Source organism: Paraburkholderia madseniana, assembly GCF_009690905.1.
In the GTDB taxonomy this organism is placed as follows: Bacteria; Pseudomonadota; Gammaproteobacteria; order Burkholderiales; family Burkholderiaceae; genus Paraburkholderia; species Paraburkholderia madseniana.
On sequence record NZ_VOSW01000161.1, the window covers coordinates 1 to 14,586 of the forward strand.

Below are 14,586 nucleotides of genomic sequence, written 5' to 3' on the forward strand. Positions count from 1 at the left end.
GCGTAGACCGGAGCCGGCGCCACGTAGACCGGCGCGGGAATGCCGATGTTGACACCAATGTTGAGCCCGCCGGCCATTGCAGCACCCGACGCAGCCAACCCGAGAACCCCGATCAGAAGTGGAACAAGACGTGCGGACTTCATTGATCACCCTTTTGAAGAATGTGTGTTGTTGGCCGAAATATAGCGCACGGCAGCCATCCGCGTATTTCAACTTTGTAATAACTGATGCACAAGATCGCATGGGTGCTCGCCTCGTTACGTCTCGTTACATTGGACGAAGGTTTGGTGAAAAAGTAGTGGCGGCGTAATCGAGCCGCCTTGTTGTTAGTCGCCCATCTGTCGGCAAGTTGCTCATCTTTCACCGCCCTCGCCGCGGCAGGGCGACTCTGGCCGCCGCTTTCGCACGCACCTGGTAATCCGGTCGCCGGCTTCACGATCCGCCTTGTGGCTGCGGGAATGGCGGCGCACTCAAATCAGTAGGATGTCGAAGCATTCTTGCGGCACGTAGCGGGCCTAACCTGACTGCAAAAACCGTCCGCTCCATTCGCCTCAATCGCCACTGCCTTCCCGTGCGTTCGCGCTGCGCCAGCAGGTGATTCATATCGGATCGCAAGAAGACAACGCGGCGCTGCCAAGCGTCGCCTCTCATCTCAGCAACCTCGCCACCTCTCCGCCGCGATAACCGCAGATCAACCACGCTCATTCGCATCGGCCGCCAAAACGAACATCGAATGTTCGAAAGAACATTCAAATAATATCCAGAAGTCACCGGTCGTCCGACCTCATCACCTTAAAAGCATGGTGCAAAGGCCAAATTCAATAGATATTTCAAGCAACTCAACCACTTAATCCATGGTTTTCCCTAGTATCCGGCCTCGCTACCAGTGATACGATGACTGACACTAAACGAAGATAAATGTTCGAATTCGCGCATGCCTGCCGTCCAGCGGCCAGTCAGCGGACACATTGGGTACGGAGACAGATTTTGAAAACAATCATTGGTTTGCGCTGGTGGATCATCGCGCTCGTATGCGTCGGGACGATCGTCAACTATCTGTCGCGCAACGCCCTCGGTGTGATGGCGCCTCAGTTGACGCAGTTGCTGCACATGAGCACCAAGCAGTACTCGTACGTAGTCGGTGCGTTCCAGGTCGGCTACACGATCATGCAGCCGGTATGCGGCCTGATCACCGACCTGATCGGCCTGAGGCTCGGCTTTGCGCTGTTCGCCTGCCTCTGGTCGCTGACGGGCGTGCTGCACGGTTTCGCGACTGGCTGGCTTTCGCTCGCAGCCTTGCGCGGACTCATGGGGTTGACTGAGGCCGTCGCCATCCCGGCAGGCATGAAGGTGGTCGCCGAATGGTTTCCCAATCGCGAGAAGTCCGTGGCCGTGGGCTACTTCAATGCAGGCACGTCGCTCGGTTCGCTGCTCGCCCCGCCGCTCGTCGTCTTCCTGTCGCTGAGATATGGCTGGCAAAGCGCGTTTGCGGTGACCGGTGCGCTCGGCTTCGTGTGGGCCGCCGCCTGGTATGTGCTGTATCGCTCGCCGGCCGATCACGCGCGCATCAGCGCGGCCGAGCGCGAGACAATCGTCAGCGGACAAACCCCTGGTGCGCCACAACGGCGCAGCATCCGCGAAGTGCTCCGCACGCGCCGCTTCTGGGCGATCGCACAAGCGCGCTTCTTCGCCGAGCCGGCGTGGCAAACGTTCAGCTTCTGGATTCCGCTTTACCTCGCAACGCAACGTCACATGGATCTGAAGCAGATCGCGCTGTTTGCGTGGCTGCCGTTTCTTGCCGCCGACCTCGGCGGCCTCTTCGGCGGCTACCTGTCACCGTTCCTGATGAAGCACTTGCGCATCCCGCTGATCGGCTCGCGCATCGCAGGTGTCGTGCTCGGCGCTTTCATGATGCTCGGACCGGCCTGTATCGGCCTCGTCGCGTCACCGTATCAGGCGATCGCGCTCTTCTGCGTGGGCGGCTTCGCGCATCAGATGATCTCGGCGCTCGTCAATACTCTTGCGGCCGACGTATTCGACCCCAGCGAAGTCGGCACCGTCGCCGGATTTGCCGGGATGTCCGCGTGGATCGGCGGCCTGGGCTTTTCGCTGCTTGTCGGCGCGCTGGCCGATACGATCGGCTACACGCCGCTCTTCGGCGCCCTCGGCGCGTTCGATCTCATCGGCGCCACGCTGCTGATCATTCTGATGCGCGGCGTCAAACGCGACGCACGTCCGCATCAAGTCGACAACAACGCCAGCCCTGCTGCGTGACCTCACTCGAAGACCCATCATGCGTTCACTGACGAATCTGAAGCACCCGCCGCTTTTTTCACTGTCTTCCCATGCCGGCAACCACGTCGTTCTTGCCGCGCAGGAAAACTGCCGGATCGAACTGTTCGTTCTCGCCGACGACATCATCCGCGTACTCGTGCTGCCGGACGGCGAAACGCGCGGTCCGCGTACCTGGTCTCTCGCGCCGGGCGCTGACGACGTTCCGCTCGAAGGCCGCGATCGCCGTGACATGAGCGGCTTTACGCCACCACCGTTCACGCTTTCAAGCGACGCCGGGCACGTCGTGGTCGAAACAGCGCGCATCCGTTTGACGGTCACGCTGGATGGCGGATTCTGCGCGTGGGACATCCTGCACGACTCGGCCTGGCATCGCGTGATGAGCGATCGGAAGACGCAGGCGTATAACTTCGGCTGGTGGGACGAGCGCGTGTACCACTACATCGAGCGTCGCAAGGACGAAATGTATGTGGGCCTGGGCGAGCGCGCCGGTTCGCTGAATCGCGCGGACCAGTCCTACGAAATGCGCAATATCGACGCGATGGGTTATAGCGCACGCACGACCGATCCGCTCTACAAGCACATCCCCTTCTACGTGACCTGGCAGCCGGAAAGCGCCACAGGATTCGGCCTGTTCTACGACACGCTCGCCGACTGCCGCTTCGATATGGGCCGCGAGCTCGACAACTATCACGGGCACTACCGGCACTTTGTCGCCGAGCATGGCGATCTCGACTATTACTTCATCGCATCGACGGGCACGCCCTTGCATGCAGTGCGCCGCTTTACGTGGCTGACCGGGCGTCCGGCCTGGATGCCGAAATGGGGACTCGGCTACTCCGGCTCGACGATGAGCTACACCGACGCGCCCGACGCGCAGCAGCGCATGGGCGAATTCATCGATCGATGCAGCGAGCACGACGTGCTGTGCGATTCGTTCCACTTGTCGTCGGGCTATACCTCGATCGGTCCGAAGCGCTACGTGTTCAACTGGAACCACGAGAAGTTTCCGGACATCGACGGCTTCGTGCGTGGCTATCTCGGGCATGGCGTGCGTCTGTGCGCGAATATCAAACCGTGCCTGTTGCAGGATCATCCGGCCTTCGACGAAGTGGCGCGCGCCGGTTTGCTGATCGCGTCGAGTGACGGCGATCCGGCGTGGGTACAGTTCTGGGACGAAGTCGGCGCATATCTGGACTTCACGAATCCCGCCACCATCGACTGGTGGAAAGCCCGCGTGAAAGACAGCCTGTTGAAACACGGTATCGCCGCAACCTGGAACGACAACAACGAATTCGAAATCTGGTCGCCCGACGCGATTGCCCAGGGCTTCGGCCAACCGTCTCCCGCACGCGAGGCGAAGGTGCTGCAAACGCAGTTGATGATGCGCGCGTCGCACGACGCACAGCGCGAATACGCGCCGGACCGCCGGCCATTTCTCGTGTCCCGCTCAGGCGGCGTCGGTATGCAACGCTATGTGCAAACCTGGTCCGGCGACAACTACGCCTCGTGGGAAACGCTGCGTTTCAATCTGAAGATGGGCCTCGGACTCGCGATGTCCGGCGTGTCGAACAGCGGCCACGATATCGGCGGATTCTCGGGTCCGGCGCCGGGTCCGGAGTTGTTCGTCCGCTGGGTCGCCTTCGGCATCTTCCTGCCGCGCTTCAGCATTCATTCCTGGAACGACGACGGCACGGTCAATGAGCCGTGGATGTATCCCGAAGTCACGCAGCAGGTCGCGGCGCTGATCAAACTGCGCTACCGGCTGATTCCCTACCTGTACGAGTTGCTATGGCAATCGCACAGCGCGTACGAACCGGTATTGCGTCCGATGTTCGCGGAGTTTCCGCACGATCCGCGTTGCCTCGCGGATGGCGACGACATGATGCTGGGCTCGTCGATGCTGGTTGCACCGGTGGTGGAGGCGGGCCAGTCGACGCGCGACATCTATCTGCCGACCGGTGCACGTTGGGCGTCGTACTGGAGCGGCGAGGTGTTCGAAGGCGGCCAGACGGTGACGCTGCCTGCCCCATTCGAGCAGCCCGTGACCTTGCTTCGCGAGGGCAGCGTAATTCCGCTGAACATCGCTGAACAACACTTCGGCCGTCCCGCCGACGAACGTGCGTTCATTGCCGTGCCACACGTCGGCACAGGCATCGCTCGCGGCGGCTGCGTCGAAGACGACGGCGAAAGCGAAGCCTGGCGCACAGGCGCGCAAGGCCACTGGCAGGTCACGATTACAAGCGATGCGAGCACGCTGCGCATTTCGATCGTGCGGGAAGGCTGGGTCCAGCAGCCGCAGCAGGAAATTCGACTGTTCGTGCCGGCCAGCGAGGTGCGCGCGGTCGTCTGCCTCGACGGCGCGCTGGTGGCCGACCACACCGCCGACGGCTGGCGATGCCTGTCGATTGCCATCGCCCCCTAACCCAGCATGCATCACCGACCTGAAGACCAACGACCACCTATCCAATCCGGAGACCCGTTAGCCATGAACTCATTGAAGCGCGCGCGTACACGCGCACTCGTCCTCTCGTGCCTGCCGTTTGCGGGCATCGTGCTGTCAAGCGGCGCGTCGGCGCAAAGCAGCGTGACGCTGTACGGCGTCGTCGACAACGCGTTCACCTATGTCAGCAACCAGAAGGGACACTCCAACTTCTACATGAGCCAGGGCAACCTGCAGGCGAGCAAGTTCGGCCTGCTCGGTGCTGAAGACATTGGCGGCGGCACGAAGGTGATTTTCAGGCTTGAAAGCGGCTTTAACTCGCTGACCGGCGCACAGAGTAGCGCAGGCTTCATTTTCAATCGGCAAGCGTACGTCGGGCTCAACAACGACCGATACGGAACGGTGACACTCGGCCGCCAGTACACGCCCTACTTCCAGATGGTCGGCGCACTAGGGCCGACAGGCGTATTGACGGGCGCGACAGGTGCGCATCCGGGCGACCTCGACGCGCTCGACACCACGTTACGCCTCAACAATTCGGTTACCTATCTTTCGCCGAACCTCGCCGGTTTGCAATTCAGCGCGCAGTACGGCCTGGGCGGTGTGCCGGGCAGCGTGGCCAACGGCAGCCAATTCAGCGCGGCGGCCCGCTACGACTACCAGCCGATTGCGATCGCGGTGGGCTACGTGAAACTGAAAGACATCGCGACGAGCCAGGCGCTCGGCACCTACGCGGTCAACTCACCGGTCAACAGCGGCTATGCGACGGCACGCAGCGCGCAGTTGTTCGCCGCAGCGGCTCGCTACACCCACCAGGGCCTGATGGTCGGCGTGAACTATTCGAACGTACAGTACGCGCCTGGCTCCGGTTCGCTGTTCACCGGCGAAGGCGTGTTCAATACGTACGGCGTGATTTCCACATACCGGATCACGCCGGCCGTGACGGTCGGCGCCGGCTACAGCTACACGCAAGCGAGCAAAGCGAATGGCATCAGCGATGCAGCGCGCTATCAGCAGGTCTCGCTCGAGCAGACGTACAACCTCTCCGCCCGCACGACGCTATACGCACTGGAGGCCTATCAGCATGCGAGAGGCAAGACGCTGGTCGCGTCGGGCAGCACGGGCACGAGTATTACTGACGCAGTGGCTGTGGTCGGCGACTCGCAGAATACGACGCCGTCGTCAGAGCCGTCACAATTCGTCGGCATGGTGGGGTTGCGGCACGCGTTTTGATGCGGTCAGCGTGTTGCCTCACGCAAACCACGCACACGGTAGGCGGAAACCGGCTCAGTCTGCCCGTTCCCCCAGCTATGCCGGATGTACGTAACGACGTCAGCGACTTCCTGGTCACTGAGTGTCCCACGATAGGCAGGCATCGGATACGGCGCCGGCACCCCCTGAATCTTCAACGCACCGGTTCCGTTCAGGACGACGTTGATCAGCGAAGACGGATCCTTCTCCAGTGCGTTCGGATTGCCAGCCAGTGGCGCCAGCAGCGGAGCATAGCCTCGTCCCGTCACTCCGTGACAGTGCAGGCAGTAGGTCGCGTACGTCGCCGCCCCAAGCTGGCCTCCGGCCATCGCATGCGCCATTGCTCCCGTCGTACTGCCGTCGTAAGGTGCGCCATCACCAGAGCTGCGCGTTGGCCCAAGCGACTTCAGATAGTGCGCCATCGCGGCCCGATCCGCATCGCTCAGATACTGCGTGCTGTGATTGATCACATCGGTCATTGGACCAAATGCAGTCGCATGCCGGTTGGCACCGGTCCTCAGGAACAAGGCCACGTCTTCCTCGCTCCAGCGGCCAAGCCCGGTGTTGCTGTCGCCCGTCAGGTTCGACGCGAACCACCCGTCGAGCGCAGCACCGCCAAGGAATGCCGTACCGCGCTCATTGAGCGCCTTCTCCTGGAACGCGATCCCACGCGCGGTATGGCATGCACCGCAGTGGCCGAGCGTCTGGACGAGATAAGCCCCACGATTCCACTGCGCATCCTTGCCGGGGACTTCCTGATAGGGCGCATCGTCGACGAACAGCAGATTCCAGAACTTCAGCGGCCAGCGCGCATTCAGCGGCCACGGAATATCCGGCTTGCGGTTCGGTTGACTCACCGGCTGCACGCCGCGCATGAAATACGCGTACAGCGCATGGATGTCGGCGTCGCTCGTCCTCGCGTACGACGGGTACGGCATCGCCGGATAGAGATTGTGACCGTCCTTTGCGACACCCTTGCGCATCGCAGCGGCAAAATCCGCTTCCGAATAACGGGCGATGCCGGTCTCGGCGTCCGGTGTGATGTTGGTCGAATAGATCCGCCCCATCGGCGTGTTCATCGGCAGGCCGCCCGAGAACGGCTTGCCGCGTGCCGCGGTGTGGCAGGCAATGCAGTCGCCGGCCTTCGCGAGATACGCACCGCGCGCGATCAGATCGGCGTCGGCGGCTGGAGCCGCACTGGCCGAAACGGATAGCGCCAGCAGCGCGGCCCCTACCGCGATGGAGGCAAGACGGGACACACCCGTAGCAGGAATCGAACGCTTCACGATCATGCCCCTCATGCCGCGTTGAGCTGGTTGCCGACCGGCAGCGTACGCAGACGCTTGCCGGTCGCCGCGAAAATCGCATTGGTCACCGCCGGTGCCACCACCGCGGTACCCGGCTCGCCGATACCGCCCGACGCTTCGGTACTTTTCACGATGTGCACCTCGATCTTCGGTGCCTCGTGTATCCGCAGCATCCGGTAGTCGTTGAAGTTCCCCTGCTCGACCCGCCCGTCCTTGAGGGTGATCTCACCATGCAGCGCCGCGGTGATCCCGAAGATCAGACCGCCCTGCATCTGCGCCTCGATTGTGTCGGGGTTGATCACCTGTCCGCAGTCGACCACGCAGACCACACGATCGACGCCGACCTTGCCGTCGATCACGGTGACCTCCGCCACCGCGCAGAAAAAGCTGCCGAATGCGCTCATCACCGACACGCCCCGCCCAGCGTGAGTGCCCAGCGGCCGACCCCAGCCCGACACCCGTTGCGCCACCTCCAGCACGTTCTTCGTGCGTGGAGACTTGCCGAGCAGCGCGAGCCGATAGGCGACAGGGTCCACCTTCGCCAGCCCCGCCAGTTCGTCGATGAAACTTTCGGTCACGAACGTGCTGCGCATCGGGCCGACACCACGCCAGAAACCGGTCTGTACACCGCGCGGCTCCTGCCGCACGTAGTCCACCTTCTGATTCGGCAGGTCGTACGGAAGGTCCGACGCGACTTCAATCGCGTCGAAATCCAGGTTGTTCCTGAAGAGCGGCGGAGCGAAGCGCGCAACGACCGACGAGCCGACCACACGATGCGTCCATGCCACGGGTTTCCCATGACCGTCCAGGCCGGCCGAGATCCGGTCGTAGTAGCACGGCCGGTACAGGTCGTGCTGGATGTCCTGTACGCGTGTCCACGTCATCTTGACCGGTGCGTCGACGTGCCGGCCGATGAGCAGTGCCTGCGCGATCGTATCCGGTTCAAGCCGGCGCCCGAAGCCACCTCCGAGCAGATGGTTGTGCAGTGTGATCTTCTCCGCCGGCAGGCCGGTGACGGCCATCGCCGCACCCATCGCCCGCGTCGGGCTCTGGGTGCCGACCCAGATATCGCATGCGTCAGCGCGCACGTGAACCGTGCAGTTCATCGGCTCCATCGGCGCATGCGCAAGGAACGGTTGCCGGTAGACGGCATCCAGCTTCTTTGCCGCGCCACGAAACGCCTGTTCGACGTCACCCTGATGGCGCGCAACCGCGCCGTCGCGATGCGACGCGCGCTCAAGGTCATCGAACAGCATTTGCGACGACAGGTCTGCATTTGCGCCCTCGTTCCATTCAATCTCAAGCGCGGCCGCACCGCGCATCGCCGCCCACGTATGATCGCCAATTACCGCTACCGCATTGTCGAGTTGCACCACCTCGCGCACACCGGACATGCGACGGGTGGCCGCGTCATCGACATGAGCGACCTTGCCGCCAACAACTGGACAGTTCACGACTGCGGCATACAGCATCCCCGGCACCTGGACGTCAATGCCGAACTTCGCCGTACCGTTGGTCTTCTCAACAGAATCCAGCCGATGCGCCCTCGTCCCGATGAGTCTGAAATCCTGAGGTTTTTTCAGCGTGACACCCGACACCAGTGCGTCGGTCACCGGCTCCTTCGCTGCCGCGTCGACGAGCGCACCATAGGCGAGCCGGCGACCGCTTGCAGGGTGGATGACCATACCCGCTTCTGCACGACACGACGCCGGGTCCACGCTCCATTGCCGCGCCGCCGCGTTGACCAGCAGCGTGCGCGCGACCGCGCCAGCCCGGCGCATGCGCTCCGAACTTGAGCGCACCGACATCGACAGACCAGTGGTCTGTTCGTGCATCAGCGGATCGGTATAGAGATCGGGATTGGCTGGTGCATGTTCGAGCGTGACCTGTGACAGCGGCACCTCCAGCTCTTCCGCGATCAGCATCGGAAACGCGGTGTAGATGCCCTGCCCCATCTCCACCTTCATCATCACGAGCCGGACCTGGCCTGCCTGGTCGATACGCACGAAGGCGTTCGGCGTGAATCCGCTGTCGTGCGGCACCCGTTGCACGGCCTTGCCCGCTCGCCGCTCCTCGCCATGGCCGCTCACGCTGAAGCCGAGCAGCAGCCCGCCCCCGGCAACCGCACTCACGGCAAGGCCCAGCTTCAGGAACTGGCGGCGTGCCAGCGGATCCCTGTCCCGTAGCGCCGGTTGCAGGCGCTCGTCCAATGATTGACGCGTCATCTCATACCTCCCGCGCCGCGCGATGGATTGCTGCACGAACCCGCACGTAGGTGCCACAGCGACAGACGTTACCTGCCATCGCAGCGTCGATGTCGCCATCGGTCGGATTCGGGTTCGCCGCGATCAGCGCCGCCGCGGCCATCACCTGGCCCGACTGGCAGTAGCCGCACTGCACGACGTCAAGATCCACCCATGCCTGCTGGACCTTCCGGCCCGCCGACGTTGCGCCGATCGCCTCGATTGTCGTGACGCGGCGGGTGCCCACCTGGGCCACCGGCGTCACACACGCGCGCGCCGGCTCACCGTCGAGATGCACCGTGCACGCGCCGCACTGCGCGATCCCGCAGCCAAACTTCGTTCCAGTCAAGCCGACGGTATCCCGTAGCACCCACAGCAGTGGCATGTCCGGGGGAGCGTCGACCATGTGATCCTGTCCATTGATATTGAGCGTGATCATCTGTCGATTCTTGTTGGAAAATCAGGTGTGGGGAATTCGCTGCGGGGAGCAGCGGTACGGGCATACGAGCCAAAACAGGGGCTGCAAACCAGCCGGCCGCGGCGTGTAAAGCCGGGCGTTCATCGGGACTGAAACACCATTCGCAGTCCTGAGCCAGACGACCCGCCGGTTCTACCGACGGGCCATCCTCAAACGATCAACCGTTGAGCTTCGGCGAAAGCAGGTCCTGCAGACCGATCGCGTAGTACATCTCGCGGCGCATCCGGTCCGCCACGCCATTGACGATCTCCGCGCCGTCCTGCGACGGATCCACGTGCACGCGGAACGGCCGCTTGCCGAACGGCAAACCCACTACGCGAACGATCTCCGCGGCGACCTCCGCCGGATCCGCATCCGCCGGCTCCAGGCTTGCCAGCCCCTTCAGCGCCTGATCCGTCACGCCAGCATACGGGCCGTTTTCGTATTCGGCCGCGACATGCGCATCGGCCGGCTTGCCCGAGTGCGCGAAGTGGTTCGTGCCCTTGGTGAACGCGCCCGGCACCATGATCGTCGTCTCGATGCCCCAGCGCGCCAGCTCCGTCGAGTACGACACCGCAAGCGCATCCATCGCCGCCTTCGCCGCGAAATACGGTGCGAGGAACGGCGGCGTGCCGCCGCGCGTGGACGACGAGCCGACCCACACCAGCAGCCCCTTGCCCTGCTTGCGCAGATACGGCAGCGCCGCACGGTTCACCCGCTGCGCGCCGAGCACGTTGACGTCGTACTGCTGGATCATTTGCTCGGGCGTAAACGCCTCGGCCGGGCCGAACACCATGTGACCGGCGTTGTGCACGATCACATCGAGACGACCGGAGTCCTTCAGGATGTGCGCAATGGCGTCGGCAACCGACGCCTCGGACTGCACATCCAGTTCGGCCGTGCGCAAATCGAGCGATTTTTCCTTCGACCACTGTGCGATTTCCGCGACGCGAGGCGCGTTGCGGCCCTGCGTTTCGCGCATCGACGCGTAGACGGTATGGCCCGCTTCGGCCAGCGCACGGGCCGTCATTAAACCGAAACCGGATGATGCGCCAGTCACGAGAATGGTGTACGTCATGAGTTATCTCCTGGATTTAATGTCCGACTACGGGTTGCGAAGGCTGGACCACCCGGACCCGGCCTGTTCCGGTGCGATCGCCGAAAATCGACCGGTAGAGGTCAATCCCGCTATCCAGATGTGTGCGGAATCCGAACTGCTGATCCAGCATTGCCAACATGTCGGCACGCTCAATGCGCATCACATAGCTGTGCTCGTTCGTCACAAACACACACGATTCGCCGTGCGCCTCAGCAGCACTGAACCACTTGCCCGGGTCCGCATGGTCACTTCTTACGGTGCGTCCGGCATGCTCGACCTGCCAACCACCGTCGAGCAGGATCCAGTACGGCGCATCCGGCTCGACACCGTGATCGCACGTTGCGATCACGGCACCGGCATCCGCTTCCCACTCGCGTGAGTGGTCGATCACCCACCGGAGCTGCGCCGTAGACAGTGCAGTGAAAAACGGCGTATGTCGCAGAAGGTGCAAATACGTAACAGAGGGTCTCATCGTCATCTTCTGTGCAGCGTCCGGCTCCCGCTTTCCGCCGCATGATGCCAATCCCAATACTGCGATCAGCGTCAGGATGGAGGTGGAGAGACGCAGGCGCCAACGCGCCGCGCCTCCCGGAGCCTGAAAGGTCACCATGTCAGGTTCCACTATCGGCTCGCCGGTACGTCAGGCAATGCCGCCGTTGGCACGCAGCACCTGGCCGTTCACCCATGCACCATCCGGGCCGGCAAGGAACGCCACCGCGTTCGCGATGTCTTCCGGTTGGCCCAGACGTTCGAGCGGCGGCATCTTCGAGAACTGTGCGATCTGCTCGTCGGTCTTGCCGTTCAGGAACAGGTCCGTTGCCACCGGACCCGGCGCCACGCAGTTCACCGTAATGCGACGGCCGCGCAGTTCCTTCGCGAACACGCGCGAGAACGCTTCCACCGCCGCCTTCGTGCCGTTGTAAATCGAGTAGCCCGGCAGGTTCAGCGCGAGCGTCGTGCTCGACAGATTGATGATCCGCCCACCATCGTTCAGGCGCGTCGCTGCCTCGCGCAGCATGTTGAACACGCCGCCAACGTTGATCGCAAACGTCTGCGCGAACACCTCGTCGGTGGTCTGCGCGAGCGGCACCGTCTTCAGGATGCCGGCGTTGTTCACCACCACGTCGATCTTGCCGAGTTGCTGCTCGACCGTTTCGAACAGACGGCGCACGTCTTCGACCTTCGAGACGTCGCCCTGAACCGCCACCGCCTTGCCACCGGCCTGTGCCAGCTCGGCGACGAGCTTGTCCGCCTCGGCGGAGCTCGACGCATAGTTGACCGCGACCGCGAAACCGTCACGGACGAGGCGACGCGCGATGGTTGCGCCGATGCCACGGGAAGCGCCGGTCACGATCGCGACGCCGGATTGATTTGCTGCACTCATCGAAAATCTCCTATTCAGGTTGAAACCTGAGCAGGATATTGACCGACATCGCGACAAAGATAATTAGCTATGTTTTGCCATCACTGTTTCATTTGCTTTAACTATTGACAAAGGAATCGTACCGGTAAACACCGATACAAAAAACCCGTATTTTGATAATAATTGACAGTATGTGATTGTCCGATTAGCACAATTAGAGAAATATAGAATGACGCACTTCGTTACCGTCTCCACGGCGACGATCCCACCCGAAGGGCAGGCAGCCGAATGGGCTCGCACAATTAGTGAGCGCTTCAGCGAATGCTTCGATAAACAGCGTCGCCGTACCGCCAGCGGCGAACCCTTTACCGGCAGGATCGGTTACGCACGTATTGGACAGATCCAGTTATGCCGACTTGCCGCGCAAGGACATCAGGTAGAAAACGCGCCGCGAAGCAGCAGTATTCACGCCAGCCACTACAAGATCACCCTCCAGCTTGAGGGTCACTCTGACTTTGAGCAGGATGGGTTGAGGGCGAGACTGTCCCCCGGACAGTGGGCCATCTACGATACGGCGAGACCGTATCTGATGAGCGCGCCACATTCCATTCACGTGGCCATCGCAACCATTCCGAAGGAACTCGTTCGCCTCACGCTCGCCGAGCGTTGTGCGCTCGTGCAGCCCCTGACTTCCCTTAGCGGCGCAGGCCGTCAACTTCGACAGTACATCGTTGATCGCCTGGACGAACTCGAAATCTCGGCGGGATGTGACGCGGTCGAAACCGCCCCGTCAATTGAATGGGAACTGGCAAGCCAGATCAAGGTTGCCCTGCAGGACCAGATTGCCGAAACGAGAAGGAACCTGCACCCGAGGATGCTACGGGCTCGCATCGTGGAATACATCGAACAGAACCTGTCCGATCCGGAACTCACCGTTGACCGGATCGCACACGACCTGCACTGTTCGAAACGTTATCTGCACACGGTATTCGATACCGCGGACAACACGCTCGGGCGCTACATTCTGCAACTGCGACTCACGAACGTCTGTCGTGCCTTCAGCAATCCATCGCTGCAACAGTGCTCGATCACCGAGCTTGCGATGAAGTGGGGCTTCGTCAGCCCCGGCCATTTCAGCCGAACCTTCAAGGAAACGTTCGGCATCACGCCCCGCGACTACAGGGCGAGCGTGGCTCAGTCGATACCCGCCTGCTGACACAGGATATGTGCCGCCATCCCGCCGTCGCACGGGATGTTCACCCCGCGTATCCAGCGACTCCCCTCGCCGCAAAGAAACACCACGAGAGGAGCAATATCCTCCGCTTGTCCCGCGCGCTCCAGGAGCCGCATATCCTCCTCGGCACGCTCGCCGAGTGTCTGCAGGAAATCCTGGTGAATCGGCGTTTCCACCGGCCCGGGGCTGACGGCATTCATGCGGATCCCACGCGCGCGCCACTGCCAGCGCCTCTGCAGCGTCCACGTGATCAAGGCTTCCTTCGACAGGAAATATGCGCGCGCATCGTCGACCCCGTGCTGCGTGCAGAACGTCGCGACATCGTCGAGGCTGTCGACGTCGAGCAAGGCGCGCACCTGGTCGACCTGCTCGGCCCAGCCGAAACCGGCCAGTGAGCCCAGATTGACGATCGACGCGCCGTCGTTGAGCTTCGGCAGCAGCGACAGCGTCAAACGACGCAGGCCGACGAAATTCACCTGCAACACCAGCGCGCCGCCCCTGGTCGGCGGCAGACCCGCGATATTGCACAGTGCGTCCACGCCGCCCTGAATTTCTCCCGCGACCGCATCGATCGAATCCGCGCGCGAGAGATCGGCGCGGATGAACTGATCACACAAACCTGCCGTCGGTTCGTTGCGATCGACCGCGATCACTTTCGCACCCAACGACTTCGCTTCTGCGGCGCACGCTGCGCCAATTCCCGAAGCTGCCCCAGTTATCACTATGGTTTTACCTTGCAACGACATGCTCGTCATCTCCTTGAGTTGTCTGAGATATGCTCGGATCTGGTGTACGGGGGAGTTGAGGCGGGAGATTGAAGGCGGTGGAGGTTTTAGCTGAGAATCTGATTGTCGAAGTCGGAAACCAGCAAACAACAAACCATCCACCATGAACAAG

General features: G+C 62.3%; 11 protein-coding genes. 5 read left to right on the forward strand and 6 right to left on the reverse strand.

What is annotated here, in order from left to right:
* The first annotated feature begins 987 nt into the window (after positions 1-987).
* The 3 genes from FSO04_RS42680 (at position 988) to FSO04_RS42690 (ending at position 5,968) form a co-directional block, all read left to right on the forward strand.
* Positions 988-2,274 carry an MFS transporter gene (locus FSO04_RS42680; protein ID WP_154567373.1) on the forward strand — a complete coding sequence of 429 codons (1,287 nt, stop codon included), beginning with the start codon at positions 988-990 and terminating at the stop codon, positions 2,272-2,274.
* Positions 2,275-2,293: 19 nt separating this feature from the next.
* Positions 2,294-4,717 (forward strand): glycoside hydrolase family 31 protein, encoded by a 2,424-nt coding sequence (locus FSO04_RS42685; protein ID WP_154567374.1) that lies wholly within the window; start codon positions 2,294-2,296, stop codon positions 4,715-4,717.
* 63 nt (positions 4,718-4,780) lie between these two features.
* Positions 4,781-5,968 carry a porin gene (locus FSO04_RS42690; protein ID WP_154567375.1) on the forward strand — a complete coding sequence of 396 codons (1,188 nt, stop codon included), beginning with the start codon at positions 4,781-4,783 and terminating at the stop codon, positions 5,966-5,968.
* Positions 5,969-5,973: 5 nt separating this feature from the next.
* Here the strand turns inward: FSO04_RS42690 and FSO04_RS42695 are convergent, their stop codons facing one another.
* The 4 genes from FSO04_RS42695 to FSO04_RS42710 form a co-directional block, all read right to left on the reverse strand.
* Entirely contained in the window at positions 5,974-7,278 is a 1,305-nt protein-coding gene (locus FSO04_RS42695) for a c-type cytochrome (protein WP_154567376.1), read from the reverse strand.
* A gap of 5 nt (positions 7,279-7,283) precedes the next feature.
* The gene (locus tag FSO04_RS42700; protein WP_154567377.1) at positions 7,284-9,518 is read right to left on the reverse strand and encodes a xanthine dehydrogenase family protein molybdopterin-binding subunit; all 2,235 of its coding nucleotides are present in this window, start codon (positions 9,516-9,518) and stop codon (positions 7,284-7,286) included.
* A 1-nt stretch (position 9,519) separates the two neighbouring features.
* The gene (locus FSO04_RS42705; protein ID WP_154567378.1) at positions 9,520-9,975 is read right to left on the reverse strand and encodes a (2Fe-2S)-binding protein; all 456 of its coding nucleotides are present in this window, start codon (positions 9,973-9,975) and stop codon (positions 9,520-9,522) included.
* A gap of 196 nt (positions 9,976-10,171) precedes the next feature.
* Positions 10,172-11,071, reverse strand: coding sequence for an SDR family oxidoreductase (locus tag FSO04_RS42710; protein WP_154567379.1), 900 nt, complete (start codon positions 11,069-11,071; stop codon positions 10,172-10,174).
* Between FSO04_RS42710 and FSO04_RS42715 the strand changes: the two genes are divergently transcribed.
* Entirely contained in the window at positions 11,070-11,471 is a 402-nt protein-coding gene (locus FSO04_RS42715; protein WP_154567380.1) for a hypothetical protein, read from the forward strand. The two genes, FSO04_RS42710 and FSO04_RS42715, sit on opposite strands and share 2 nt — an antisense overlap.
* Positions 11,472-11,732: 261 nt before the next feature.
* On the opposite strand, the gene FSO04_RS42720 is transcribed toward FSO04_RS42715, so the two are convergent.
* On the reverse strand, positions 11,733-12,476 hold the full coding sequence (locus FSO04_RS42720) for an SDR family oxidoreductase (RefSeq protein ID WP_154567381.1): 744 nt from the start codon (positions 12,474-12,476) through the stop codon (positions 11,733-11,735).
* A gap of 208 nt (positions 12,477-12,684) precedes the next feature.
* On the opposite strand from FSO04_RS42720, the gene FSO04_RS42725 reads away from it, so the two are divergent.
* Complete coding sequence (locus tag FSO04_RS42725; protein WP_154567382.1) at positions 12,685-13,671, forward strand: AraC family transcriptional regulator; 987 nt, start codon at positions 12,685-12,687, stop codon at positions 13,669-13,671.
* Here FSO04_RS42725 and FSO04_RS42730 read toward each other — a convergent pair.
* On the reverse strand, positions 13,650-14,586 hold a 937-nt coding region (locus FSO04_RS42730), incomplete at its 5' end, for a coniferyl-alcohol dehydrogenase (protein ID WP_233465365.1). The genes FSO04_RS42725 and FSO04_RS42730 overlap by 22 nt on opposite strands.